The following is a 25,813-nucleotide window of genomic DNA, read 5'->3' as shown; positions in this document are numbered from 1 at the left end:
GTGCCCGGAATCGACCGTACTTGCGCGTCCAGTCACGCGGGCTGGAAGTGAAACTAGAGGAACCGCCCGGCGAGGTCGCTAAGGACATCGCTAAGACCTGCTAAACCGGCCGCCCGCGCCCTGTCACCCTTGCGGCACTCCGAGTAGTCCCAGTCCGCGGTGCATGCGATCATGACAGGCAAGATAGGTCGGATCGTCCGAGAAGACCTGCGCGCGCAGATGATCGATGGTGAGATTGAAACCGCCCATTGCCTCGCACCATGAAACCAGCGTCCGGCGTGCCTCCGTCAGGCGACCAGCGTGAGCGAGCGCCGCGACCAGGAACGCCATGGGATAAACCAGGCTCGGACAAAGGTCCGTTCCCTGCACGAAGTAAGGGATCGCCTGCTCATCGCGTGCGTGGCAGAAGTGATACTGACCGAGGAAATGGTGCCACAGGCCGGCGCCGCGATCGCGCGGGCAGAGTGTCAGCGCATCCTCGAGCGGCGCCCTCATCTCCTCGAGCCGCCCGGCCAGGAATTGAACATGCCCGACATAGGCCAGGCACTCGGCATCGCAGGGATCCAGCGATAGACCGCGCTGAAACGCAGTGAGGGCTGCCTCGAACCGTCCCTGGCGCAACCTGACATATCCCCGGCAGAACCAGGCTCGCGGCCAGTCCGGTGCCCGTGCGACGGCCTGCATCGACAGTACGTCGGCACGGCGCACCTCTGGGGCCATGGCGGCATTGGAACGTGAGGCTCGAAGATCGGTGGTCGCCCGGATGTTGCCCGCAACAATCGCGTAGGCCAGCCCCGCCATCGCCGACGCATTGAGTGGTTCGTCAACTAGCACGCGTTCAAACCACTGCCTCGCCTCGTCGAGGTCATGACGGACCAGCAGACCCCGGTTCAGCGCGCTCCACCCGCGAAAAACCGATTGGGCAACGTGGGCGGAGCCTACCTGCTCGAGCGACCGGGCGGCTTCGCGGTCGATCAGTTCCGTAACGACGCCGTGGCTTAGCCTGCTCGCGATCTCGCTCTCGATCGCGGCGAGTCCGACAAGGCGGTGTTCGAACCGATCCGCCCAGAGGGTGGCGCCGCTGGAGGAGTCGTCGATCATCACGACGAGCTGCGCATCACGACGGCCCGGCCGGACGGCTGTGCGGAGAACATAACGGGCGGTCGGCTCGACCGCCGCTGATGTCGTTGTCGCATCGCTCAGGGCGTCGGAACCCGCCGGCATTCCGACCACGGCGACGCCCGGAATTCGGGACAGGTGGACGGCGAGGTGCCTACGGATCTCGGCCGCAAATGCCCGGGACCTGTCGTCATTGGGCAAGCACTGCACCGGCATTACGAGGACGGACAGGCCATCTACGCCGGGGCGGCCCGCCGGGGCCAGGGTATCGATCAGGCTTGGCTCGGATTGCGTTGTCTCGACCGGCATGACGAAGCGGTACCCGCGCCCATGTTCGGTTCGGATATACCGGTCGGCGTCGTCGTCCGCGCGCAGCACGCGACGCAGTGCGGCCATGTGAACGGTAAGGTTATTCTCCGCGACGACCCGGTTCCCCCAGGCTGCCTGCAGGAGGTCGTCCTTCGTGACCAGTTCGCCCGCACGCCCGAGCAGCAGCAGCAACAGCTCTGTCGCCCGGGAATTCAGGACGACAAGGTCTCCCTGTCGCTCGAGGCGGCGGCTGAGCGTATGGAAGACGAACGGGCCGAAGGCGAAACTCGACGGCTTCCCCATGAACTCGATCCAGTTAGCAGATTTTAGCAACTCTATCGCAGCGTCCGGCGACTACACCATGGAAAGTACCGGCAGAATGGCCCCCTGCACGCGAGGCGAACGATGAGTGACGAATTGCGGATCAGATCCATGATGCGCTCGGATTTGCCGGAACTGCTGCGGTTGATGGAGGGCATCGTCAGCTACGAGCGCGGCACGGGATTCCGGCTGACCGAGGCCGAATTGATGCGTCGCGGATTTGGCGAGCGACCGGAGTTCGGGGCCTTCGTCGCCGACCGTGGCAATGGGCGGCTCGGCGCCATGGCCGTGCACTACGAGATCCCGTTCATGCATACGTTGCAGCCACTGCTGATGATGAAGTGGCTGTTCGTGGATCCAGACCTGCGCAGGGCGGGCGTGGGTCGCCTGCTGATCCGGCGCATGGCAAGTCATGCATGCGAGATGGGCCACGACAAGGTCTGCTGGTTCGTGCTGAAGGACAATGCGCGCGCCCAGGCATTCTACCGCGGTGTCGGCGCAATGCCGGATCCGGAATGGGACAGGTGGATGCTCGGAAGCGAAGCGATCGCAGCACTCTCGAAGGAGGAAGTGCCGCGCGTCTAGCAAAGACATGAGAGCGCAACGGCCAAGAGACTCGCAAGCCGTTTGCGGGCTCGCACACCCTACGCCAAAGGCGGCCGATAGTGTCCACGCACCATCGGCCGCCAAGGGTCTGTCTTGATGCTCTCTCACTGAGCGTGGGACGGCCCCGTCGAGACTGGGCGCGGCAGCCGAACCGAGCACAGCCTGGAAGGCTGCGCCGTGTGTCGGCTCCGGCCACGGCTGGGCTCAGTAGTCCCAGAAAGCCGGCACCCAGCGAAACGCATCGCCGTCGGCAGCCACTCGACCGACCGACGGAAACGGCAGGTGGGTGGCCACCAGCTGGTCGCCGGACGCGGCGAGGTCGCGCAGCAATCGAATGCGAACGCGAGCGGCCTCCTCGGGATCGTGCTCGAAGCCGTTGTACCAGCCTGGGTGCTCGAAGCCGACCGTGAACACGGCGTCGCCGGCGAACATCAGCCCCTCGCCTCCGGATGCGACGCGGACGATGCTGTGACCGGGGGTGTGACCGCCGGTGCGGCGCACGACCACCCCCGGCGCCACCTCGTGCACCTCGTCGAACTGTCGCAACTGGTTGCTATATGCCTTCGCGAATCGATCGGCCGTAGACCGCAGGGCGTCCGGGAATCCCGGCGGCATGTGGACACGGGTGAAGTCGGGCGACTCCCAGAACTTCACCTCGGCAGCCGCCACGTGGATCCGGACGTCCGGACGTAGCTGGTCCTTGAATCCGTCCTCGAGGAGTCCACCGATATGGTCCATGTGCATGTGGGTCAGCACCACATCGGTCACGGAGGCCACGTCGATCCCGGCAGCCGCCAGCCGGTGGATCAGCTTACCCGCTCGCGGCAGGTTGAGGTTCGGATCGGCCCCCAGCCCGGTATCGACCAGTACGGTTTGATCGCCGCTGCGCACGACCATCACGTTGAGCGCCCAGTCGAAGGCATCGGCCGGCAGGAACATGTCGTTTAGCCAGGCCGAGCGCACGCTCGAGCCGACATTGTGTCCCAACATCTCGGTCGGAAGCGGAAGCACGCCATCGCTGATCACCATTACGTCGATCTCGCCGATCCGCAGGACGTAACGCGACGGAACCAATTCGTCTGAGCCCGGCCTTCCGGGATGCGGTGCAATTTGCAAGCTCATGTCTGTCTCCTTTTGACCGCCGCTCTACACACGGCATCGACGACGCTAAGGTCAGGCGTCATTGCGATCGATTGGGTCAGGGAATAGGACGAGCGATACCTTGATTTAGGTCGTTTTCGTCTCGCAAGTTATCGACGATGCTTACAAGAACAATGTTGGCTCAGCCTGGCAATTCCGTGTTCTGGCGCAAGAATTCCCTGTTCTGGCGTCCAGCTTTCCCGGTGTTTCATCGGCCACAAGTCGGCGAGATGAGCTCGGAATTCGTCGGCAGACGTAGACTTTCTTGCGCCTATGCCCACCCTATCGGTGGAAATTTCCCGGTTACTTTCGCTCCTAGCAGGGAATTCGCTCGGAGACTGGTTCGTATCGGACTGGCTCCACTACCAACCGCTCGCCTCCGCCAACACCGGCGGCGAGCAATTGGTCCAGAGATTTTCGACGGGCCGTGGCTGCGTCGGCCACAGAAGCAACGCCGATGAAACCCCAACATGTTGCGGCGCTTGCCTTGCGAGGGACAATATGGGCCTGAGAGTTCTGAAGGCGGCGCTAGTCGCTCTCCTCGCACTGGTGGTCGGCTACGCCGCAGCGCTCGGGGTCGGCCTGGTCGCGTTCGATGTCTTCGAGGTCTCGCAGCGCGAAGGCGCCAATGCGATGGCACTGGCGTTCGTCATCTGTCCGTCCGTAGCCGTCCTGGGCGCCGTCGGCGCATCACTCTGGTACTGGATCGCCTCCGGTAGGCGCGCGGCGACCAGCCACCCCACCGCCGCGGTGGCGCACCGAGGCAACGGCGCGCGTGTTGCCGCCATTGTCGCGTCCGCAGTCATCGGCTGGCTCGCCGGCACTCTCCTGCAATGGATGTTGGCAGGTCGTTCCTACGATGCGTTCATCGTCGCGCTCGCAGTGTCCACGGCGCCCTGGATCGGCGCGATCGTCCTGGGTGGCCTCACATGGTGGCTGACACGCCAGTCCAATTTCCCCAACGCGGATCGAGGCGATTCTTGATCGCAACTTGGTCCTGTGCGTCCTGGCACGATAGCCTGCCGGCCGAATGCTCGCGGCCAACTGCAACCACGCAGCAACGGGTTCGCCTTCTGCGCCCCTGCATACAGACGTTCGGCTAGACGCCGACGAGCTTCCTGAGTTTGGGTTGCAGCCGCTCCGACCAACCTTTCACGCCGGATTCCCATATGACGAGCTTACGTGTATCCGGCAGGCCGACCAGGAAGCGTGGCGAGTAGAGAGCGTTAACGGACCGTCCTGACGGCGTTTCGAGATAGGCCTCGATCAGCCAGCGTAGATCTTCCGGCCATTCGGAAGGCAGCCGTATGAGGCGCTGGCTGGCCACTTCGACGCGTCTGTAGGTAACTCGCTTGAACTGCTCTGTTTCACGCCACTGAGGTTCGATCTGGGCACGCCAGAACAGGCAGGGCCCTCAATTTGTATGATGCGCGTTGGCGAGAACCGGCTTTGTCGATGCGGCGGCCCTGCTGGCGAGAAGAGTGAGTCCAGCGCTGCCGGAAAGTTGGAGCATGGCACGACGTTGCATGGATACCTCCGCCCGATTTCGTTCCGATGAGATCACATCCCTCAGGAAGTCGCCAGATGGTCAGAGCGACGATTCCGGGTGGCGGCAGAAGCGGTCCGATCCGAGCCCACTGCTCTTCGCCTGGCCAATACAAATTGCTCCCGCTCCGGCTTCGTCAAACTGCCACCGCCCCGGCTGCGAAGATCTGCCATTCGAGCAGGTGCCGAAATGACTGCGCCGGATCGAAGGCCGACGAGTGGGCCTGCGCCAGCCGCGCGGCCTCCCCGACCGGCACGCCACGACTGATTGCCCCGACGAAAGCCGCGTCGCCCGGATCGAGATCTGCGAACACGGCGTCGTCCTCCTGACGCATCACCAGCAGCGAAGCACCTCCAGACGCGAGATCGACCTCGGCGTCGGGCGCGCCCGGTTGGCATGCCTGCCAGATGCGCCCGAGCGGGTAGGCCGAAGTCAGCAGGGTGACATCGGCCGCAAGGGCCAGCGTAAAAGCGACCAGCCGTTCGGGTGTCATTCGCCCGAGATCCGCCGCTTCCAGGCGCGGACTGTGCGCCGCATGGAAGGCATGGTTGAGCGCCCAGTCGAGGCGCGCCGCGTCGGCGAGATAGGGTAGCCCGCGCGCCGGTGCGAAGGCCTCGATGAAGGCCGCAAAACCCTCGCCATACTCGGCGAGCACGGGGCCTTCCGGCGGGCTGTCCGCCACGAACGCCTTCGCCATGGCGTCGAAGAACGCGCCGCCGACCAGACTGGCCACCGTCGGGAAGGTCGCTGCGAGTGCCGCGACGAGGCTTTGCCGGATGTGATTGCGATGTATCCGAAGCCGCGCGTCGGCGGAGATCGAATCGCCGGCGATCAGACCGAGCAGGCGGTCGCTGCCTCCGACGACAAGGCCGTCGGCAAACGCCGTCTGCAACTCAGGCAGCGCGAGCATGGGCCCTCCCCGCCTCCAGCATGCGCGCGGCCCGACGCGCCTCACCGAGCAGGACGTCGAGCGCCGGAATGTCAGTGTCCCATTCGACGAGCGTCGGCCGGCGTCCATATCGATGCACCATCTCGCCGAACAGCTCGAACACGCGGTCGTCGATACGGCTGCCATGATCGTCGATCAGTACCGGCTCGCCATCCGCGTCGTTCACGGCATGGCCGGCCAGGTGATACTCGGTCACCGCATGGACCGGCAGGTCCTCGAGCCAGCCCGCCGGATCGAGCCGCAGATTGTGTGCCGTCACGACGACGTTGTTGGCATCGAGCAGGAGGCCGCAACCGCTGCGCCGCACCACTTCCGCAAGGAACTCCGGCTCCGACAGGGTCGAATGCCGGAAGCCGAGATAGCAGGACGGATTCTCGATCGAGACCCGGCGGCCCAACCGCTCCTGCAGCCGCTGGACGTTACGCACCACGACCGCCAGCGCCTCCTCGGTGTACGGCAAGGGCAGCAGATCGTTGTAGTAGCGGCCCCCCAGGCTGCTCCACGACAGGTGATCGGACACGAGCATCGGCTCGACCCGTTCGACCAGCGCCACCACGCGGTCCAGATGGGCTTCGTCGAGACCGTCGACGGAGCCGAGCGACAGACCCACCGCATGGATGGAGAGCGGATAGTCGCAGCGCAAGCGCTCCACCGTGCGGAGCGCGGCCGTCGGCGCGAGATAGTTCTCGGCATGGATCTCAAGGAAGCCGATCGAGGGCCTGTCGTTCGAAATCTCGGCAAGGTGCGGCGCGCGCAGCCCGATGCCGGTCATGGCTAGATTGCCGTTCATGGGTTCTCCCTTGCAAGGCAGCAGGAGCCTACTCCGAAGCCCTCCCGTTCCGCCCTCACACGCCGGCTATCGTTCCAATGCCGACTCGATATTTCAGACCGGAGCGTGCCGGCGGCATGGTCGGCCATCCCGAGAGGGAGACCAACCGAAGGAGATGACCATGAAGACCACTCTCACCATCGCGGCCGCCCTCAGCACCGCCCTGCTGTTCGGCGCGGCGGCGCAGGCCCAGGGCAACGTCGAGAAATGCTACGGCGTCGCCAAGGCCGGAAAGAACGACTGCCAGACGGCCACGTCGTCGTGCGCCGGCACGTCCAAGAAGGACGCCGAGGCCAGCGCCTGGCTCGGCGTGCCGAAGGGCACCTGCGAGAAGATCGTCGGCGGCAAGCTGACAGCGGCAAAGAGCTGATCGCATCGGCCGCCGCCAGGGAGGCGGCGGCCGACTTTTTCCGAGGAGAGAGCAACCATGACGACGGACACCTTCACCCGTGAGACCGACGGGCTTCGTCCCATCGTTTCGCGTCTCGCCGCGCTGCGCGCCGCCGGCAATCGCTTTCCGCTGTCGCTGTTGGAATTCGGCATGCGCATGGCCGTCGGCGCGACGTTCTTCCGCTCGGGCATGAACAAGTTCGAGAGCTTCGACACCGCGGTCGAGCTGTTCCGCGAGGAATACCGCCTGCCTCTGTTGCCGCCGGAGATTGCCGCCACGATGGGAACCGCCGTCGAGCTGGGCGCGCCGGTGCTGCTGGTCCTTGGCCTCTTCGCCCGACTCGGCGCCGCGGCGCTGCTGGCGATGACGCTGGTCATCCAGTTCCTGGTCTATCCCGGCAACTGGCCCGAGCACCTGATGTGGGCCTCTATTCTCGCCTATGTTCTGACACGCGGGCCAGGCACTCTGTCGATCGATCGCATCATCGCGTTCAACCTGTTCGGACGCTCTTAACTCCAGAGAGGTTCGCCATGGCCCGTCCGCGTATCGTCATCGTCGGCGCGGGCTTCGGCGGCCTCAGCGCCGCGCACAACCTCGCCGGCGCCGACGCAGACGTCACCGTCATCGACCGGCGCAACTACCACCTCTTCCAGCCGCTGCTGTACCAGGTGGCCACCGCTGGCCTGTCGCCAGCGCAGATCGCCTCGCCCATTCGCGCAATCCTGCGCCGTGCGCCCAACGTGCGCGTGGTGCTGGGCAAGGTGACGGGCGTCGACCGGCAGCGCCGAATCGTACGGCTCGAGGACCGGGAGATCGCCTATGACCAGCTCGTGCTGGCAACCGGCTCGCGCCACTCCTACTTCGGCCATGACGAATGGGAGAAGGCAGCGCCGGGCCTCAAGAAGATCGACGACGCCACCAGCATCCGCCGCCGCATCCTGACGGCCTTCGAACATGCCGAGGCGACCGACGATGCGGAATCGCGCCGGCGCCTGCTGACCTTCGTGGTGATCGGCGCCGGCCCGACCGGCGTTGAGATGGCCGGCGCCATCGCCGAGCTCGCCCACGTCGCGCTGCGTCACGATTTCCGCACCATCGATCCGCGCGATGCCCGCATCGTCCTGGTCGAAGCAGGTTCCCGCGTGCTGGCCGCGTTCCCACCTGTCCTCAGTGCATCCGCCGGGGCGGCACTCGAACGGCTGAAGGTCGAGGTACGCCTCGGCACACCCGTGTCGAATTGCGACGAGAGCGGCGTCACGGCCGGCGCGGATCACATTCCCGCCGCCACCATCGTGTGGGCTGCCGGCGTGGCGGCATCGCCGGCCGCGCGATGGCTGGGAATCGAGAGCGATCGCGTCGGCCGCGTACCCGTCGGCCCGGACCTCACCCTGCCCGGTCATCCGGAGATCTTCGTCATCGGCGACACGGCGAGCGTCGGGCGCGGCGACGGCACGCAACTGCCGGGGCTGGCGCCCGTCGCCAAGCAGCAGGGCGCGTATGTTGCGCGCGTCGTCCGGGCGCGTCTTGCCGGCCGGCAATCGCCGCCGCCCTTCCGCTATCGCGACTATGGCACCATGGCGACCATCGGCCGGCGCTCCGCGGTCGCGGATTTCGGCTGGCTGCGGCTCGACGGGACCCTCGCCTGGCTGATGTGGGGCCTGATCCACGTCTCGTTCCTGATCGGGTTCCGCAACCGCGCCGTCGTGATGCTCGACTGGATCTGGGCCTACGTGACCTTCCAGTCCGGCGCGCGGCTGATCACCGGCTCAGAGCCGGACTGATCTCGCGATCCTCTACCAGCCAGGCCGCGAGCAACGCTCCCAGGGCAAGCGACACGCCGATGCCGATCACGCAGGTCGTCCAGCCCCATCGGTCGAAGACCTCTCCCAGGACGGCGCTGCCGGCGAGGCCGCCCAGGAAATAACTGGCGAGATAGAGCCCGCTGGCCGCGCCGCGATCGATCGTGGCGGCGCGCCCCACGAAACCGGTGGCGGTCGCCTGCGCGAAGAATGTGCCCACGGCAATAAGGGCGAGTCCGAGCAGCACCGAGGGCAGGCCGGTGCCCAGCAGGAGCGGCAGCCCGGCCGCAGCCACGGCAAAGGACAGCCAGAGGGTTGACCGCGTCCCCAGGCGTCGCACGACCATACCGGCCAGCGGCGTGGTGACCACCGAAGGCAGGAACACGAAGTAGATGACCCCGAGCATCATCATGCCGATGGCGAAGGGCGGGCCCACCAGCACGAAGTTCACGTAGGTGAAGGTGCCGATGAAGGCGAACAGGATCGTGAAGCCGGTCGCGAAGGCGGCACGCAGGCCGGGATGCCCGAGGTGACGGCGCCAGCTCGAGAAGGGAGAGCCGTAGCTCATGTCCGCCGCCCTCATGGGCGGCGTGCGTTCGACCGTGAACCAGACCAGTACGGCGCCGGCAAGGTTGAGGGCTGCGAAGACCCGGAAGTTCGCGGCGAGCCCCAGGTGATCGACCACCCCCGCCGCCAGCAGACGGCCGAACAGATTGGAGGCGACGTTCCCTGTCACGTACGCGGCGAAGGCGTTCGCCGTATCGGCAGGCCCCGTATGCTCACCGAGATAGGCCAGCGTGAGACCGAACGCCGTCGACATGAAGAGGCCCTGGACGATACGCAGGGCGGTGAACGCCGGCAGAGACGGCATGGTCGCCAGAAGCGCGGTCGGCACCGCGAGCAACGCAAGGCTGAGAAGGATTCCGCGCCGGCGGTCGAGGCGCCTTCCCAGCAGGGCGACGCCCAGCCCGCCAGCGGCCATCCCGACGGTACTGGCGTTGACGGCCAGTCCCATGGCGGCGGGCGTGACACCATAGGCCGCGGTCAGGGCCGGCAGGATGGCCTGCGTCGCGAACAGATCGACGACGGTCAGGAAGGCGGTGAGGCCGATCGTGAACGCGCGCAGGACACCCGACATGATGCGATCCCTCGATTCACCGGGATCCGGTCACATGTGCTTGTCGTTGGGGTCGCTCTGGATGTCGAACGACAGCAGGACGACGGTCGCCTTGCCGTTGTTCTGCCACCAGTGCGACGTGGCGTGCGTCTCACGGGCGACCTCGCCCGCCTTGTGGACGATCGGTACGACGCAATTGCTGGCATTCTCGACGATCTCGCCGGTCACGACGTAGATCAGCGCCGGTCGCTCGGCATGGCTGTGCCAGGGCACGATCCCACCCGGCTGAATCTCGAGCTTGCGAACGCGCATCATGTGGCCGTTCAGCGAGACCTTCTCCTTCGAGAGATCGATGGCGGCCAGCACCTTGTCGGTCACGCCCTTCGGGCCATGGCTCACGGGCTTGACGGCGTCGGCCTTCATCTTGTCGGCCGGGCATTCGCCGGCGAAGGCGGGGGCGGACAGGCCGGCCACGATCAGAGTGGAAGCAATCAGGGTTCGAGCGAACATCGGTATCTCCGTGCAGTTGAGCCGCGACGTAAATGCCGCGGCGATGTCGACAGCATCGGAGCGACGGGCTTCGTGTTGAAATGCCGAGTGAGGATCGATTCGATAGCCGCGCCGTCAGGCGCTGGCGTTCATCCACGCAAAAGCGAGGATCTCCCGGACGAAGGCGCCGACCGCCGGCACGTGTGGCCGCCCACGCACGGTGACGACCTGGATGCTGCGCACGATCTCGGGTTCGATCAGCGGCCGTACACGCAGACCGGGCATGGTGACGGCAAACTCCGGGATGAAGGTAAAGCCCAGTCCCGCCATCGCCATGCTCTGCACCCAATCGTCGCGATCGGAGCGGAAGACGATGCGCGGCTTGCCGCCGTGCTCGCGGAAGATCCGTCCCGCATGACCGAAGAACTCGCACTGCAAGCGATTGACATAGGCCTGATCGTGCAGGTCCCGGACCCTCACGGCATTGAGCTTGTCGAAGGAATGTCCCGGTCCGACTCCGATCACGAACCTCTCGTCGTACAGTCGGCGGGCATGGAAACGCTCGTCGATCTCCTCGGGCTGTCCATAGACGGCGACATCCAGCTCACCCTGAACCAACCGCTCCTGCAGCATCGTATTGGAACCGTCCTGCACGACCAGCCGCACCTTGGGATGCCGCTCGCGGAACGCCTGGAGGAAGGGCACGAAGCGGCGCGGGCCGATGGTGCGCATCATACCGAGCTTCAGCTCGACATCGTCGAGCCTTGCGAAACTCTTGGCACGTTCCTTGGCGGCATCGGTCTCGATGAGGACCTGGGTGAGATGGGGGCGCATCATCTCGCCGAGCCCGGTCAGGTGCGTGTTGTTGCGCTCGCGGCGGAACAGCGGGCCACCCAGTTCGTCTTCCAGGCCCTTGATCGCGCGGGTGAGCGACGGCTGCGAGACATTGCAGGACTCGGCCGCGCGCGTGAAGTTCAACGCCTCGCACACCGCGAGGAAGTAGCGGATCTGATGCATTTCCACGGCAGCGGTCCCCCGGAATCGCAGCCATTATGCCTCGCGCGACCATAGCCTGTGGCTATCGATTGCAAAACCGGAAGGTATTTCCGAGGCCTGGAGAGGGGCGCCACACTGCAGCCCGCATGAACCTCGTCCAGACCCTGCGCGACCTGAACGACCGCCACCGGGCGGCGCTTCCGGCTCGCGACCGGACGGATTTCGAGGACGAACTCGACCGGCTGCGCATGATCCGGCTGGTCGAGGAAGGGCTTGGCCTCGGCGATCATTTGCCCGACTTCAGCTTGTCCGATGGCGCTGGCCGGCTATGGACGTCGCAGGAACTGCTCGATCGCGGCCCCCTCGTGCTGGCGCTGTTCCGCGGCGGCTGGTGTCCCTACTGTGACCTCACCATGGCCGCCCTCGAGGAAGCCCGTCCGGCGATCGAGGCTCTGGGCGCCCGGGCCGTCGGCATCATGCCCGAACGGGTGGAGCACATCGCCGCGACCGTCGAGAGACGCGGCATCGGCTATCTCATGCTGAGCGATCCCGCCAACGGCTTCGCGCGGACCTGCGGACTGGCCTACGATCTGTCGTCGGCGCACATCCGCATCCATCGCGACCGCGGCCGCGATTTCCCGGCGCTGCACGGCGACACGCACTGGCGCCTGCCGGTGCCCGCCGTCTTCGTCGTGGCGCCCGATGCGCGCGTCGTGTTCGCCTTCGCCGACGTCGATCCAGCATGCTGGCCCGATCCCGAGGCGCTGCTGACGGCCCTTCAGGCGTTGCGCGATACGCACGCCCTATCGAATCGGTAGGGATACGGCATTTCAGCGCCGCCCGCGCCGCGGGCAGAGTGGGATCGTCCACCAGGAGGAATGATCCCATGCTCAACGGCAAGACCGCCATCGTCACCGGCTCCACCAGCGGCATCGGCCTCGGCATCGCCGAGGCCTTCGCGCGCGCCGGTGCGAACGTGGTGCTCAACGGCTTCGGCGACACGATAGAGATCGAGCGAACCCGCGCCGATCTCGCCCATCGCACCAATGCGATGATCGCCTATTCGCCGGCCGACATGAGCAAGCCCAGGGCGATCGAGCAGATGGTGCGGCAGACGACCGATGCCTTCGGCGCGGTCGACATCATGGTGAACAACGCCGGCATCCAGCACGTCGCGCCGATCGACGAGTTTCCCGAAGACAAGTGGGACGCCATCATGGCGATCAATCTCTCCTCGGCCTTCCACGCCACCAAGCTCGTGCTGCCGGCGATGCGCCGCAAGGGCTGGGGCCGCGTGATCAACGTGGCGTCGGCGCACGCCCTGGTCGCCTCGCCCTACAAGGCAGCCTACGTGGCCGCCAAGCACGGCGTGCTCGGCCTCACCAAGGTGACGGCCCTGGAGACCGCCGAGGACGGCATCACCTGCAACGCCATCTGCCCCGGCTACGTGCGGACGCCGCTCGTTGAGCAGCAGATCGACGATCAGGCCAAGGCGCACGGTATCGACCGCGAGAAGGTGATTTCCGACGTGCTGCTGAAGAACCAGCCGAACAAGCGCTTCGTCGAGGTGGCGGAACTCGCGGCCCTGGCGCTGTTCCTGTGCAGCGACAACGGCGGCTCGGTGACGGGCGCCGCGCTGCCCATGGACGGCGGCTGGACCGCGCACTGAGGAGGCCGTGATGGAGATCAAGCGCATAAATCTCGCCCTTCAGGGCGGCGGCGCCCATGGCGCCTATACCTGGGGCGTGCTCGACCGCCTGCTCGACGAGGAGCGCCTGGAGGTCGAGGCGATCTCCGGCACCTCGGCCGGCGCCATGAATGCCGCGGTGTTCGCCGATGGCATGGGCCGCGGCGGACGCGAAGAGGCGCGCCGCGCCCTCGACAATTTCTGGACCAACATCAGCCGGGCCGCGCAGGCCGGTCCCCTGCAGCCCACGCCCTTCGATCGATATTCGAGCGGATGGAACCTCGACCATTCGGCGGCCTTCGTGGCGTTCGACATGCTGACGCGCATGCTGTCGCCCTACCAGCTCAATCCGATGAACCTGAACCCGCTGCGCGGCGTACTGGAGCGCTCTATCGACTTCCGGCGGCTCGAGGGTTGCCGGGCAGTGAAGCTCTTCATCAGCGCAACCAACGTGAAGACCGGCAAGGTCCGGGTCTTCCAGTCGGGCGAGATCACGGCCGACGTGCTGCTGGCATCGGCCTGCCTGCCCTTCCTCTTCCAGGCGGTCACGGTCGACGGCGATCCCTACTGGGATGGCGGCTACATGGGCAATCCGGCGATCTTCCCCTTGATCTATGGCACGCAGAGCCAGGATGTGGTGATCGTCCAGATCAATCCGCTGGGCTGCGACCGCGTTCCGACGACGGCGGCCGAGATCATGAACCGCGTCAACGAGATCTCCTTCAATTCGTCGCTGATGCGCGAGATGCGCGCTATCTCCTTCGTCACCGACCTGATCGACGAGCAGAAGCTCGACTCCAACAGCTACAAGCGCATCAACGTGCACTGGATCGAGGCGGAGAAGCAGATGCGCGGCCTGGGGGTCTCCAGCAAGCTCAACGCCAGAATGGATTTCCTGCTGCACCTCAAGGCAATCGGCCGGAAAGCGGCGGACGACTGGCTCGCCGGGCACTTCGACCATATCGGCCACCGTTCGACGATCGACATCAAGGAGAAGTTCCTCTAGCGGGCCGTCACAACAGCCGGAGACGGCAAGGATAAACGAAACAAACGAAATAAACGAATCAGACCAACCAAAAAAACCTATTCCGACAGCCTGCCAGCAGGCGATTCCGCCGATTGCCGCCCCCTTATCCATTCTGCCACGATCTCCGCGATCTCCTGGAGAACCTCCTCAGGGCTTCGGCCCGACCGAACGAGGACACCGAATGAATGGTCGGCGTCCTTCACCGGTCGGAAAGTGGCCCGTTTCCCCAGCCTCTTCAGGACCTTTCGCAGGAGCGCGGGCCGGGCCAGGCCATCCCGTGTGCCCTGGATGAACAACAGGGGAATACCAGTGGCGGACAGATGCGCCGCACGGTCCGCCGAGGGCTTTTCCGGCGGGTGCAGCGGGAATCCCAGGAACACCAGGCCTCGAACGTTCGGCAGAGGTTCCAGCGCCTGGGCCTGGGACGTCATCCGGCCACCGAACGACTTGCCTCCCGCGAACAGAGGCAGTGCCGGCGCGAGCTTCGCCGCTCTTTTAACGGCCGCGCGTATCGCCGCGTGGGCCACGGCCGGCCGGTCGGGCCGCCCGGAGCCGGCCTCCATGTAGGGAAACTGGAACCTGAGGGTGCTCACACCCGCTTCCGCCAGCCGGTCGGCCATGGCGACCATGAACGGGTGTGTCATGCCCGCCCCCGCTCCATGTGCCAGCACGAGCAGCGCGATGGCGTCGGGAGCCTCCCGATAGAGCGCCGAAACGGTCGATCCTGGCGCAACACGCAGTCTGAAGCGCCGCGCTTTCGCAGAAATTTTCATCGATCAGGGCTAAAATGCTGAAATCCGGATAGGATCAATCGGGGACGAGGCTGGGGGAAGTATGCGTAAGCACATCGCGTTGATCTGTGGGCTGGCAATGCTGGTATGCTGTGAATTCTCATCAGCCTTCGGCCAGTCTTCCGCCGATATCCCCCTGAGCTACGTCTTCGACGCCCAATCCGGCGCCGCGCGTCTCTCGATCAACATCGGCATCAACGGCGGCGCGCCGAGGCCTTATCTGTTCGACACCGGGTCCTCGCTGTTCAATGCGGCCTTCGATCCCAAGACGTGGGGCAACTTTTCGCAATATACATCGTATGTTCCGGCTTCTCCCCTTGCCAACGGCAACAACATCAAGCTCTGCTATTCGGGAAGCACCAGCAGCGACTGCCGGGGCTACATAGGCAACATCCAGCTGATACCGACGCTCAGCTTCTATGCGCCAGCGGTAACGACGACGGAAACGGCACCGGCCGCGACGCTCACCACCCCCAGCGGGACAGGGCAGGGATTTCAGGTCAATGCCGCCTACATATACTCGGATCCAAAGACCGACCCGCCGACGTTGGACTTCTTTCCGCAGTATTTCCTTGACCCCGCAACGAAGGACCTGCCGGTACAGGAAGGGCTGTTCTACGGCGTGTTCGGCTCCAGAATCTCCGTCGACCTGCTCAACAAGAATTCCTGCAGCGGCTCGAATTGCTACGTTGCCGGCGGCGTGCTCGGACAGGCGATCATGCCGGGCGCGGCGCGCCAGGGTTTCGTCGTCGCCGCCAACGGCCAGGGCGATCCGGCAGATCCGTCCGCAGCTCCGAACGCTAAGGTCTCGATCGGCGGCACGACCCGGAGCCTGACGTCATGTAATCCGTGCGTGACGGTGGGCCTGACACCGGAAATCATCGGCCAGTTCGCGCCGGTTGCGATGCCGACGCCAGGTTCGGCTCCCGGCTTGATCCCGTGGGTGACGCCGACGTCATCCAGCCCGGCGCCTGCCTTTCCCAATCCCTACGGTGGTTCGACCGGAAACAACTCGGCACCGACGGACGCCATGTATTTCAAAGTGACCGTGTCGGACGGTGGCACGACGACCGCGAAGACTTTCACGCTGTTGGATACCGGGACCAAGTATTATTCCCTGACCAAGGAATTCTCGGAAACGCTCCGAGGCACGATCTCGATCACGGGCCTGACACCGGACGAGATGCCGATCGCCGGCCTGCCGACGGTGAAGGCCCCCCTCGTCGGCAAACCCAACTTCTATGTCGACGGGAAGGGAGAGACCAACACGATAGGCATCCCGTTCTTCATGCAGAATTCGGTGATGTTCGACCTGACCGACCAGGTGACCGGTTATACGCGGTTCTTCGTCACGGCCACCAATCTCGAGACGACAGCCTCAGGCCCCCTCGTCGTCACCAAGGACAACGTTCCACTGGGACTGGCCGGCGTCATTTCCGGCGCCGGCGGCATCACCATCGACAAGGAAGCTGCCGTACAGCTCAGCGCCACCAACACCTATACCGGCGAGACGAAGATCAACGGCACTGGCGACAAACTGGGGATGCTGCTGATTTCCGGGCCGGGCAGCATCGCCGCTTCGAACAGCGTGGAGAGCAACGGCGTGTTCGACATTTCACGTGCATGGGCATCGGTCAGCATCAAGGACTTGAGGGGCACCGGATGGGTCAATCTCGGCGGCCAGAATCTCAAGATCACCGACGGCAGCAGCACGTTTTCCGGCAACATCCTCGACGGCGGCGAGTATCCGGGAATTGGTGGCAGCGTAACCATCGCCGGCGGCACGCAGACCTTCGCCGGCGATAATTTCTACACTGGCGGCACGTCGGTCCTTGGCGGCAGCACCCTCAACCTCACCGGCACGATGATCGGCAACCTCACGATCGCGTCTGGCGCGTCGTTCAACACGACCGGCGGTTATTCGGTCGCCCGCGGGTCGATGCTGAGCAACGCCGGCTCCTTCAAATCGTCAAGCGGCGCCGGATTCCTGAACCATGGCATCGCCGTCAATACAGGCGCCATGACCAGCGACGTACTCAACACCGGCTCGTTCCTGAACAACGGAACCCTTGCCGGCGCGTTCGCGAACCTGGGCACTCTGTCGGGCACCGGAAGTTTCACCGGCACACTTGCCAATACCGGCACCGTGGCGCCGGGCACGCCGTACGGCACGATGACGGTGAACGGCAGGTACACGCAGACCCCGACCGGCGCGTTCCAGGTCGCGGTGTCCTCCTCCGGCCAGGCGAGTCGACTGAACGTCACCGGCGCGACGGGCACCGCCTCGCTCGCCGGCTCGGTCCTTGCGCAGGTGCAGGGCGGAGGCTATGCGCCGCGTACGACCTATACGATCCTGCAAGCCGCCGTCGGACTGAGCGGCGGCTTCTCCAGCGTCACGAGCAGCTCGCCGTTCCTTCTGCCGAGCCTGAGCTACGACGCCAACAACGTCTATCTCACCCTGCAAATCGGCGGCTTCGCCACCGCGGCGCTCACGCCGCAGCAGCAGGCGGTTGCGAGCGTGCTGGACAACACGGCCGCCACCGCGACCGGTGACTATGCCACCGTGCTGGGCGCGCTGGCCGCGCTGTCACCGGCGCAGGTCCAACCGATCCTGACGGCGCTGTCGGGCACCAACTATGCAGGCTTCTCCTCCGCCATGGTGCAGGGCGCGCAGTTCTTCATGAACAATTTTGCCAGCCAGGCGACCGGCGGCGGTCCGTCGGGCAGCGCCCGCGTGGCGCTTGCCGAGGCATGCGACGTTGCATGCGATGAGGCGGCTACGCCGCGCTGGGGCGCCTGGGGCGGCGCGATCGGCGGCCTCGGCACGATTGGCGCCGGCACCCCGCAGGGCGCCGTCACCTACAATGCGGGCGGGTTCGCCGCCGGCCTCGACCGCGCCTTCACCGAGAATTTCCGCGCGGGCGTCACCCTGGGCTACAGCGGCGGCACACAATGGGTCTCGGGCTTCAGCGGCCAGGGCAACAGCGACACTGTGCAGGCCGGTCTCTACGGCAACTATGCCAGCGGGCCGTTCTATGCCGACGGCCTGATCGGCTACGCCTACAGCAACAATCGCATGACGCGGCAGATCCTCATCCCGGGTCTGGCGGCGCGCACTGCCTTCGGTCAGACGGGTGCCAATCAGTTCTTCGGCCAGCTCGAGACCGGCTATAGCTTCGATATCGGCACCGGGGCCGATGCCTTCATCAAGCCGTTCGCGCGAGTGCAGGCCTATACCGGCACCCAGAACGGCTTCAGCGAGACCGGAGCGCAGTCGCTGAACCTCTCGGTCGCACAGCAGACGACCAACTCGCTGCGCTCGGTGATCGGCGCGCAGTTGGGGGCGTCGATGGACATGGGCTGGCGGGACAGGCTGGCGATGCGGTTCCGGCTGGGCTGGAGCCACGAATATGCCGATGTCGGCCGACCGGTGACGGCCGCGTTGGCGGGCGCGCCGGCATCGGCCTTCACAACCTTCGGCATCTCGCCGGTCCGCGACGGCGTCCTGCTGGGCCTCTCCGCCAGCACCGCCATCGCCGACGCGACCTCGCTCTACCTGCGCTACGAAGGCACGCTGGCCGGAACGGACGGCAGCCAGGGCCTCACAGCCGGCGTGCGCATGACCTGGTGAGTCGAGGGGATCTGGCCGACCTGCAATTGCCGCCGGGCGTCACCGGCGCTTGAGGTCGGCGGCGGTAACCCTGGGTGGCGAACCCAGCTTGCCGGTGAGCAACGGCTGCAACCGACGGCGCAGGCTGCTGGGCGGCTCGCCGGTGAGGTCCTTGGCCACTTCGTGGCTCATGCAGTCCAGCACCTGCTTCGCCAGGAGGCCGCGCAACTCACCGAGGCTGCGGCGGGGCGCCACCAGCATGAGATCGTCGAAGTCACCGCGGCCGCGGGCTTCCTCCAGCACCCCCGCAAGTGTCGCCATGAATTTGTGTTTCTCGAGCTTGTGGTAGTCATGCGGTGGCTCGAATGCATGCCGGGCACCGCTGCGCGCGGCACTGAAACCGCGGCCGGGCCGGTCGCTCTTGAGGTCGCGCGTCCGCTGCCGGCTCGCCGGTGCCACCAGGTCGGAAGGGCCGACGGGAACGAGCTTTCCCAACTTTCTGTCCGGACTGAAAATGCGGGCGCGGGCGCCATCCGCGACGACGATCCATGTCTTGGTGATTCGCGTGGCCATGATCATTCGCCTCTCAGTGAATGGCGGAAGAAGCGGTTCTCGCGAAAGACTATGCCCGCGGGGACCGATGTACTTGATCTGCGTCAATCGTCGACGCGAGCCGATCACCACGGGCACCGACGGTCGGCACCGAACAGCGCGGCGAAATCCTGCTTCGTACAGGTCAACGGCCGGGCGGCCGGCGGTTCGCCGACGGCCCGCGAAAACTCGATCGTCCAGGCCGAGAAACCAGCCATGAAAAATCGGCCGACGCCCCCGACCATGGTATCTCCGTCCCCCTCTTCCAACCCGACGGCCTGCGGATACCAGGCGCCACCCCGCACGATCTGCAGCGGCCGGCTCCAGGATTCCGGATCCGCCAGATCGCGGCTCAGGCTGACGTAGATGCCCTCCTGCACCAGATCACCGGCGCCGCCGGCGGTGTGGTTGAGCAGCATGACGAAGGCATCGAGCGTGCGATTGTAGTGCAGCGCCGGCCCCCAGAAACCGTCGGGATCGGCGTGACGCCAACCGCGCCGTATCGGCCAGATCGGCCTGGGCGGCAGCCTGTCGTCGGCCGACCAACCCTTCCCGGTCCAGAGTTCGGGCCACGCCGCGAGGTCCGAGGTCGGCAGGCGCAGCACGGCTATACCCTGCGCCGACTCGTTGGGATGGTAGCTGGAGAAGAAGACATAGATCGATCGGCCGGCGCGATCCGGCAGCGCGCTGAGGTCGCCGTAACCGCCGGCGAAGAATCCGTTCCGCCACGAGCAGTCGGCACGCTCGGAGGGCAGGCGCAGGAGATCGCCGCCATGGCGCCACGTCAACCCACCATCCTCCGACCTGGCTCGGCCCATATGGGGCATGAAGTGCTTCCCGGTGCCGCAAGCCGGCGTTTCGGCGTGGAACCACCCATGAAGGAGGCCGCCCGGCTCCTGCCAGACGGCTTCGATCCACTTGCCGATCCGAGGCTCGGGATCGTCACGGAACGTTACCGCAACGGGCGGCTCGTCGAATACCAGGTCCCGCCGACCGACCCGCCTCAGCGTGTGCCCGATGGGGTCGTAATGGGAGAAGAACGCCACGGCCGAGTCCCGGGCGAGCCGGACCGGGCTGTTGCCGTCGGTGCGCCAGCATGTCCGATCGTGCAAGGTGATGGGAGAGGCCGCATGAAAGCGGACGTGCAGATCGGCGTTGCCCGTTGCGGCTACGCCCATTGCGGCCACGCCCGTCTCGTCCACGAGAGACGTCACCTGCGGAGCCCTACATCAAGCCGGCCTCGACTTCCCGTTCGTGTTCCTTCTTCGGTTCGGCGATCTCGGTCATGGTCGCCTCGCTCAGCAGCAGGATGCTGGCGACCGAGACGGCGTTCTCCAGGGCAATGCGCACGACCTTGGTGGGATCGATGATGCCGGCCTCTACGAGATCGACATACTGCTTGCGGGCCGCATCGAACCCCTGGTTGCCCTTCGATTCCAGCATCCGTGCGACCACGACACCGCCGTCCGCGGCCGAGTTCTCGGCGATCTGGCGGGCGGGCGCCTCCAGGGCACGCTTCAGGATCTGGATGCCCGTCCGCTCGTCGCCTTCTGCCCCGGACTCCTCGGCCGCGACGGCCTCGGTGCAGCGCAGGAGGGCGAGGCCGCCTCCCGGAACGATACCTTCCGCCACCGCCGCCTTGGTGGCGCTGATGGCGTCGTCGAGCGCTTCCTTCTTGGCCTTCATCTCGGACTCGGCGGGCGCGCCGACCTTTATCACGGCAACGCCGCCCGACAGCTTGGCCAGCCGCTCGCGCAGCTTCTCCTTGTCATAGTCGCTGGTGGACGCCTCGATCTCGCGCCGGATGGCCGATATCCTGGCCTCGATGGCCGCCTTGGCGCCGCCGCCGCCCACGATCGTCGTGCGATCCTTATCAACGACGACACGCTTGGCCATCCCGAGATCCTCGATCGATGCGCTTTCCAGCTTGAGGCCGAGTTCCTCCGATATGACCTTGCCGCCGGTCAGGACGGCGATGTCCTGGAGTATCGCCTTGCGCCGGTCCCCGAACCCCGGCGCCTTGACCGCGCAGCAGCGCAGCGCGCCGCGCAATCCGTTGACGATCAGCGTGGCAAGCGCGTCACCTTCGATGTCCTCGGCGATCACCAGCAGAGGCCGTCCGGTCTTCACCATCTGGTCGAGAAGCGGAAGCATGTCCTTCAGCGCGGCGATCTTGTGATCGCAAATCAGGATACGCACATCCTCGAATGCCGCCTCCATCCTCTCCGGATTGTTGATGAAGTAGGGCGACAGGAAGCCCCGATCGAACTGCATGCCCTCGACCACCTCGAGAACCGTCTCCGTCGTCTTCGATTCCTCGACCGTGATGACACCGTCATTGCCGACCTTCTCCATGGCGTCCGCGACCATCTCCCCGATCGCGACGTCGTTGTGGGCGGAGATGGTTGCGACCTGCGCCTTCTCCTTCCGCGTCGTCACGGGCCGCGACATCTGCTTCAGCGCGCCGACAGCCGCGCGGACAGCGCGATCGAGTCCACGCTTGATGTCGATGGCACTCGCGCCGGCGGTCACGTTGCGCACGCCGTCGGCGAGCATCGCGTGCGCCAGGATCGTCGAGCCCGACGTGCCGTCGCCCACCACCTCGGCGGTCCGCTCCGCCGCCTGCCGGAGCATCTGCGCGCCGAGGTTCTCCTCCGGGTCCTTGAGCTGGATTTCCTTGGCGATGGTCACCCCGTCGTTGCAGACCAGCGGCGCTCCCCAGCTCTTCTGGATGAGGACCGATTTCGACTTGGGTCCGAGGGTGACGCGAACGGCATCGGCCAGCTGGGTGGCGCCGCGCAGCACTTTCTCCCGCGCGGCCGCACGGAACATCACATGCTTGAAAGCCATGACTGTCCTCCGGTTCGAACCTGCTTGTGGGTACAGGCTAGCCCCGATCGCCCTGGCCCGACCTGATCCATGTCAACCCGCGCCCGCCTCCGGCGGGATTGATCCAGGTCAAAAGGCGAGTTTCCCAGCCACGATATCATTCTATAGTTGCAATCGGGAGGATCGGGACATGTTCAAGCACATCCTCATTCCCACGGATGGCTCGGCACTTTCCACGACGGCCATTCAGAAAGCCCTGCAATTGGCTCACGACGCTCACGCGAAGGTCACCGTGATCACCGTCATGGAGCCATTCCACGTCTTCTCCATGGACAGCACACAGCTCGCGGACACGCGGTCCGCCTACGAGAAGCATGCCAGGGATGCCGCTAGACACTACCTGAACGTCGCGACGGAGCAGGCCGAGGCGCTCGGCGTGGAATGCGAAGCCATCCACGTCGAGCATGCCATGCCGTACAAGGCCATCACGGAAACCGCGGCGGAGAAGGGCTGCGATCTGATCGCCATGGCCTCGCACGGTCGCCGTGGCGCCGCTGCCCTGCTTCTGGGAAGCGAGACCGTGAAGGTGCTCACCCACAGTTCCATACCGGTCCTCGTCTATCGTTGAGGATCGGCTGCCGCCGCGGCCCAGGCTGTGGCGGGCGGAGGATGCTGCGATGAAATGGATCAATCCGTATCTCGAGGCCCGCGAACGCATGGTTCGCGACCAGATTGCCGGCCGGGGCGTTCACGACAGGCGTGTCCTCGACGCCATGCTTCACGTTCCGCGGGAAGCCTTCGTGCCCGAGGCATGCCGTCCGGCGGCCTACTCCGACCAGCCACTCGCCATTGGCGAAGGGCAGACCATCTCGCAGCCCTACATCGTCGCGGCGATGCTCGAGGCGCTGGGACTGGAGGGAGGCGAGCGCGTGCTGGAGATTGGCACGGGCTCCGGCTACGGTGCCGCCGTTCTCGCCCATATCGCCCGCGCCGTGCACACGATCGAGCGCATTCCGGCCCTGGCCAAGGCAGCCCGCGAGACGCTCAGGCGATTGGGATACGGCAGCGTGGACGTGGTCGAAGGCGATGGCACGCTGGGTTTGGAGCGTGCCGCCCCTTACGATGCGATCGTCGCCACCGCCCACGGGCCCGGCATCCCACCCTCGCTGCGGGCCCAGCTCCGCCCGGGCGGACGTCTGGTCATGCCCGTGGCCGACAAGGACAAAGGGCAGATGCTCGTTCGGGTGATCCGCGCAGGCAACGGCCACGACAGGATGGATCACCTCGAGCCGGTCCGGTTCGTTCCCCTCGTTGGCGCACAGGGTTGGCCCGAAGGCGACACGCGAGGCTCCGTCGACCTCCCCTGAAGGGTCAGCGGCGCGGGCTCGCGAGCGCCAGGTTCTGTGGTGCCGGCCCCGTGGCGCAGCGGCGCACCGCGGCAACGGCCTTGCCGCGTGTTCCGGCAGGGCCGGCCCGAAGGTCGACCACCGCCTCGCCCTCGAAGGCAGCAGGCTGCCCGGCCGGTTCGGCGACGAGATCGAACTTCAGCCTCATCGTCGTTCCCTGCTCGATCGCGTCGAGCAGCTGCTCCGAAACGCCCGGGAACATCTCCCGGGTCTCGTCGCTCAGCACGACATGGTCTTCGGCGAACAGCAGGCCGACCGGAAAGACATGATCGTCGATGACGATCTCGGCACGAGGGTCGCGCTTCGCCCGTCCCGCCGTCACGCCATCGGGCATCAGGGGACCGTCGTTCGTCAGGTAGAGCTGGAGCTGCAGGATGCGGCGGTCGTCCGCCTGTTCGCAGGCCAGCACCACGACGTCGAGATTGAGGTTGCGGCTGCGCGGCTCGATCATCGCGTAGCTGGGCGGGTCGACGCCCTGCTCCGGGGTCCAGCCGGCGCTCGCGTCGATGTCGCCCGCAAGAGCCGGGGAGAAGCACAGCCCGGTGACGATGCCGGCCATCAGGGCCGTTCGCACAATCCGCCGCAGAGCCTGCATGATGAAGGATCCTTTCCGCGTTCGATCCCACGTTAGCCGGGAACGGCGGGACCAGAGCTGATCCAAATCAAACCGACACCCGAACGGCGGGTGGCTTCATCGGTTGATGCAGGTCAATGAAGCGGCCCGAAATGCAGGCAGGCTGAGGCGTGGAATTCCGCCATTCGCCTGCTGAGGGGCGCCCAATGTTCATCCAACGGCTTCTCCCCGCGGTGCTCGCCGCTTCCATCGCCCATTCCGCGCTGGCGGCACCGGAGGGCGACATCTCCACTCCGATGCTTTCCCGGTGTGCGGGGAAGGCCGGTCTGGAGACGAGGCAGTCGGACGCCGCCTTCGGCCTGCTCGCCCTCGACGGTCTTCCCTGGCTCTCGATCGAACGAACGGACGAGGCGGTGGGCGTCCAGCCGATCATGACCACGGTGACGGGAACCGGATCCCGGCACCGCCGGAACGGCACCTCGGTCCCGTTCCGCTTCACGTGCGTGCTCGATGCCAATGGCCAGGCCCTGATGTTCTATGCCAGCCACCTGATGCCCAAGCTGGGCGATGCCCTGCCGCCGGCGACGATCGTCAGCGGCGCGGCAACACTGGCCGAAAAGACCCCGCTACCGCGGGGTGTCGAGCTGCAGATCCAACTGTACGACATCGCGCATTCGGCGGAGGGTGAACTGCTCGCCGAGCAGGTGGTGCGCAGCGGTTGGCAGGTCCCGATTCCCTTCTCCCTGCGCCTGCCCGGGAAGTTCTCGCCCGAGGGGCGCAAGCTGGTCCTCACGGCGCGGCTGATCGCGTCCCATCAGGTCCAGTACCGGCTGCCGGGTCCTCGCATCCTGACTGACCGGGAACTCCTTGCCCCGGTCGTCCTCGTCCTCGAAAAGCCCTGAGCCAAGGCGCCTGGCGATCCGCCCTAGACGCCCATGCCAACGGAGGCGGGAATCGAGCGCAGGTGACTCCTGACCTTCTTCACGCCAGGAACGTTCTCCGCGGCCACGCGATAGGCCTTGCGGACTTCCTCACCTTCGACGAAGCCCCAGAGATGGACCACGCCGTCGCTGACGACGACATTCACAGGCCACCGCGACTTCCAGGCCTGCTTGTCGAACTCAGCCACCACGGCCTGGCGGAGCTGCTTGTCGTCGGGCAGTCCGACGGTACCCTCCGGCTCGCGCGACAGCAGCGCGCCGAGCAGGTTGGCGCGGCTGACGATTCCGACGAGCTTGTCGTCCCGCACGATCGGGATGCGCTTGACGTGGTGCTTCTCGATCAACTCGACCAGCTCGCCCAGCGTGGCTTCGTCGCTGGCGGTGACGACCTCGCGGGTCATGACGTCCGCGACCTTGCGGGCGTGCGTGGAGACAAAATCCCGGGCGGCCGCCGCTTCGCTGCCGAGCAGACGCTGCAGCCAGGACTTGCGCGGGGCCGTCTCGATCTCCGCGCGATGGATGAGGTCCGCCTCGCTCACGATGCCAAGGACGTTGCCCTGGTCATTGACGACTGGCGCCGCGCTCACCCCGGCCCCGAGCAGGAGTTCGGCGGCGTCGAATACCGTTTCCTTCACGTTCACGCAGACGATGCTCTCGGTCATGATGTCCTTGGCGCGCATATCCCCGTTCCTTTCTCTCGAACTGATGGTGCAGGGTCTGTCAGGGTGCGCACGGTCGCATTGCGC

General features: G+C 65.9%; 26 protein-coding genes. 12 read left to right on the top strand and 14 right to left on the bottom strand.

Annotated features, from left to right (window positions below; translation table 11 throughout):
- Positions 1-123: 123 nt before the first annotated feature.
- Positions 124-1,731: a winged helix-turn-helix domain-containing protein gene (locus Q0Q48_RS10855; protein ID WP_295137323.1), complete on the bottom strand. Its 1,608-nt coding sequence runs from the start codon at positions 1,729-1,731 to the stop codon at positions 124-126.
- Between the two features lie 129 nt (positions 1,732-1,860).
- On the opposite strand from Q0Q48_RS10855, the gene Q0Q48_RS10850 reads away from it, so the two are divergent.
- Entirely contained in the window at positions 1,861-2,334 is a 474-nt protein-coding gene (locus tag Q0Q48_RS10850) for a GNAT family N-acetyltransferase (protein ID WP_295137321.1), read from the top strand.
- Between the two features lie 225 nt (positions 2,335-2,559).
- Here the strand turns inward: Q0Q48_RS10850 and Q0Q48_RS10845 are convergent, their stop codons facing one another.
- Complete coding sequence (locus Q0Q48_RS10845) at positions 2,560-3,477, bottom strand: MBL fold metallo-hydrolase (protein WP_295137319.1); 918 nt, start codon at positions 3,475-3,477, stop codon at positions 2,560-2,562.
- A 519-nt stretch (positions 3,478-3,996) separates the two neighbouring features.
- Here Q0Q48_RS10845 and Q0Q48_RS10840 point away from each other — a divergent pair.
- Entirely contained in the window at positions 3,997-4,479 is a 483-nt protein-coding gene (locus tag Q0Q48_RS10840) for a hypothetical protein (protein WP_295137317.1), read from the top strand.
- Positions 4,480-4,594: 115 nt separating this feature from the next.
- Here the strand turns inward: Q0Q48_RS10840 and Q0Q48_RS10835 are convergent, their stop codons facing one another.
- From Q0Q48_RS10835 to Q0Q48_RS10825, 3 genes are all read right to left on the bottom strand, one after another.
- Entirely contained in the window at positions 4,595-4,822 is a 228-nt protein-coding gene (locus Q0Q48_RS10835) for a hypothetical protein (protein WP_295137315.1), read from the bottom strand.
- 355 nt (positions 4,823-5,177) lie between these two features.
- Complete coding sequence (locus Q0Q48_RS10830; protein WP_295137313.1) at positions 5,178-5,951, bottom strand: DNA-binding domain-containing protein; 774 nt, start codon at positions 5,949-5,951, stop codon at positions 5,178-5,180.
- Positions 5,935-6,780, bottom strand: a complete 846-nt coding sequence (locus Q0Q48_RS10825; protein WP_295137311.1) for a DUF692 domain-containing protein — start codon at positions 6,778-6,780, stop codon at positions 5,935-5,937. The genes Q0Q48_RS10830 and Q0Q48_RS10825 overlap by 17 nt, the downstream gene beginning before the upstream one ends.
- A 154-nt stretch (positions 6,781-6,934) precedes the next feature.
- On the opposite strand from Q0Q48_RS10825, the gene Q0Q48_RS10820 reads away from it, so the two are divergent.
- The 3 genes from Q0Q48_RS10820 to Q0Q48_RS10810 are packed head-to-tail and all read left to right on the top strand — an operon-like array spanning position 6,935 to position 8,991.
- The gene (locus tag Q0Q48_RS10820; RefSeq protein WP_295137309.1) at positions 6,935-7,189 is read left to right on the top strand and encodes a DUF2282 domain-containing protein; all 255 of its coding nucleotides are present in this window, start codon (positions 6,935-6,937) and stop codon (positions 7,187-7,189) included.
- A gap of 57 nt (positions 7,190-7,246) precedes the next feature.
- A complete protein-coding gene (locus Q0Q48_RS10815; protein WP_295137307.1) occupies positions 7,247-7,723 on the top strand; it encodes a DoxX family protein in 477 nt (158 codons plus the stop codon).
- Positions 7,724-7,740: 17 nt separating this feature from the next.
- Complete coding sequence (locus Q0Q48_RS10810; RefSeq protein WP_295137305.1) at positions 7,741-8,991, top strand: NAD(P)/FAD-dependent oxidoreductase; 1,251 nt, start codon at positions 7,741-7,743, stop codon at positions 8,989-8,991.
- Here Q0Q48_RS10810 and Q0Q48_RS10805 read toward each other — a convergent pair.
- From Q0Q48_RS10805 to Q0Q48_RS10795, 3 genes are all read right to left on the bottom strand, one after another.
- A complete protein-coding gene (locus Q0Q48_RS10805) occupies positions 8,969-10,147 on the bottom strand; it encodes an MFS transporter (RefSeq protein WP_295137303.1) in 1,179 nt (392 codons plus the stop codon). The genes Q0Q48_RS10810 and Q0Q48_RS10805 overlap by 23 nt on opposite strands.
- A gap of 30 nt (positions 10,148-10,177) precedes the next feature.
- Complete coding sequence (locus Q0Q48_RS10800) at positions 10,178-10,636, bottom strand: cupin domain-containing protein (RefSeq protein WP_295137301.1); 459 nt, start codon at positions 10,634-10,636, stop codon at positions 10,178-10,180.
- 114 nt (positions 10,637-10,750) lie between these two features.
- A complete protein-coding gene (locus Q0Q48_RS10795; RefSeq protein ID WP_295137630.1) occupies positions 10,751-11,632 on the bottom strand; it encodes a LysR family transcriptional regulator in 882 nt (293 codons plus the stop codon).
- Positions 11,633-11,757: 125 nt separating this feature from the next.
- On the opposite strand from Q0Q48_RS10795, the gene Q0Q48_RS10790 reads away from it, so the two are divergent.
- From Q0Q48_RS10790 to Q0Q48_RS10780, 3 genes are all read left to right on the top strand, one after another.
- The gene (locus Q0Q48_RS10790) at positions 11,758-12,429 is read left to right on the top strand and encodes a peroxiredoxin-like family protein (RefSeq protein WP_295137299.1); all 672 of its coding nucleotides are present in this window, start codon (positions 11,758-11,760) and stop codon (positions 12,427-12,429) included.
- Positions 12,430-12,497: 68 nt separating this feature from the next.
- Positions 12,498-13,280, top strand: a complete 783-nt coding sequence (locus Q0Q48_RS10785; RefSeq protein WP_295137297.1) for a 3-hydroxybutyrate dehydrogenase — start codon at positions 12,498-12,500, stop codon at positions 13,278-13,280.
- A gap of 10 nt (positions 13,281-13,290) precedes the next feature.
- On the top strand, positions 13,291-14,304 hold the full coding sequence (locus Q0Q48_RS10780; RefSeq protein WP_295137295.1) for a patatin-like phospholipase family protein: 1,014 nt from the start codon (positions 13,291-13,293) through the stop codon (positions 14,302-14,304).
- A gap of 77 nt (positions 14,305-14,381) precedes the next feature.
- Here the strand turns inward: Q0Q48_RS10780 and Q0Q48_RS10775 are convergent, their stop codons facing one another.
- Positions 14,382-15,098, bottom strand: a complete 717-nt coding sequence (locus tag Q0Q48_RS10775; protein ID WP_295137293.1) for an alpha/beta family hydrolase — start codon at positions 15,096-15,098, stop codon at positions 14,382-14,384.
- Between the two features lie 61 nt (positions 15,099-15,159).
- Between Q0Q48_RS10775 and Q0Q48_RS10770 the strand changes: the two genes are divergently transcribed.
- Positions 15,160-18,747, top strand: coding sequence for an autotransporter domain-containing protein (locus Q0Q48_RS10770; protein ID WP_295137291.1), 3,588 nt, complete (start codon positions 15,160-15,162; stop codon positions 18,745-18,747).
- Between the two features lie 39 nt (positions 18,748-18,786).
- Here the strand turns inward: Q0Q48_RS10770 and Q0Q48_RS10765 are convergent, their stop codons facing one another.
- From Q0Q48_RS10765 to groL, 3 genes are all read right to left on the bottom strand, one after another.
- A complete protein-coding gene (locus Q0Q48_RS10765) occupies positions 18,787-19,305 on the bottom strand; it encodes a host attachment protein (protein ID WP_295137289.1) in 519 nt (172 codons plus the stop codon).
- Positions 19,306-19,403: 98 nt separating this feature from the next.
- Positions 19,404-20,531, bottom strand: a complete 1,128-nt coding sequence (locus Q0Q48_RS10760) for a hypothetical protein (RefSeq protein WP_295137287.1) — start codon at positions 20,529-20,531, stop codon at positions 19,404-19,406.
- A gap of 10 nt (positions 20,532-20,541) precedes the next feature.
- Positions 20,542-22,167, bottom strand: coding sequence for a chaperonin GroEL (groL, locus tag Q0Q48_RS10755; RefSeq protein WP_295137285.1), 1,626 nt, complete (start codon positions 22,165-22,167; stop codon positions 20,542-20,544).
- A 169-nt stretch (positions 22,168-22,336) separates the two neighbouring features.
- Between groL and Q0Q48_RS10750 the strand changes: the two genes are divergently transcribed.
- Together Q0Q48_RS10750 and Q0Q48_RS10745 are read left to right on the top strand one after the other, a co-directional pair.
- The gene (locus tag Q0Q48_RS10750) at positions 22,337-22,774 is read left to right on the top strand and encodes a universal stress protein (RefSeq protein ID WP_295137283.1); all 438 of its coding nucleotides are present in this window, start codon (positions 22,337-22,339) and stop codon (positions 22,772-22,774) included.
- 49 nt (positions 22,775-22,823) lie between these two features.
- Complete coding sequence (locus Q0Q48_RS10745; RefSeq protein WP_295137281.1) at positions 22,824-23,513, top strand: protein-L-isoaspartate(D-aspartate) O-methyltransferase; 690 nt, start codon at positions 22,824-22,826, stop codon at positions 23,511-23,513.
- A 4-nt stretch (positions 23,514-23,517) separates the two neighbouring features.
- On the opposite strand, the gene Q0Q48_RS10740 is transcribed toward Q0Q48_RS10745, so the two are convergent.
- The gene (locus Q0Q48_RS10740; RefSeq protein ID WP_295137279.1) at positions 23,518-24,147 is read right to left on the bottom strand and encodes a hypothetical protein; all 630 of its coding nucleotides are present in this window, start codon (positions 24,145-24,147) and stop codon (positions 23,518-23,520) included.
- Positions 24,148-24,332: 185 nt separating this feature from the next.
- Here Q0Q48_RS10740 and Q0Q48_RS10735 point away from each other — a divergent pair, with 185 nt between their 5' ends.
- Positions 24,333-25,028 (top strand): YbaY family lipoprotein, encoded by a 696-nt coding sequence (locus tag Q0Q48_RS10735; protein WP_295137277.1) that lies wholly within the window; start codon positions 24,333-24,335, stop codon positions 25,026-25,028.
- A gap of 23 nt (positions 25,029-25,051) precedes the next feature.
- On the opposite strand, the gene Q0Q48_RS10730 is transcribed toward Q0Q48_RS10735, so the two are convergent.
- On the bottom strand, positions 25,052-25,747 hold the full coding sequence (locus Q0Q48_RS10730) for a CBS domain-containing protein (protein WP_295137275.1): 696 nt from the start codon (positions 25,745-25,747) through the stop codon (positions 25,052-25,054).
- Positions 25,748-25,813 lie beyond the last annotated feature (66 nt).

This window comes from uncultured Reyranella sp. (assembly GCF_945957355.1).
Taxonomy (GTDB): domain Bacteria; phylum Pseudomonadota; class Alphaproteobacteria; order Reyranellales; family Reyranellaceae; genus Reyranella.
This window is presented reverse-complemented; position numbering and strand designations above follow the sequence as displayed.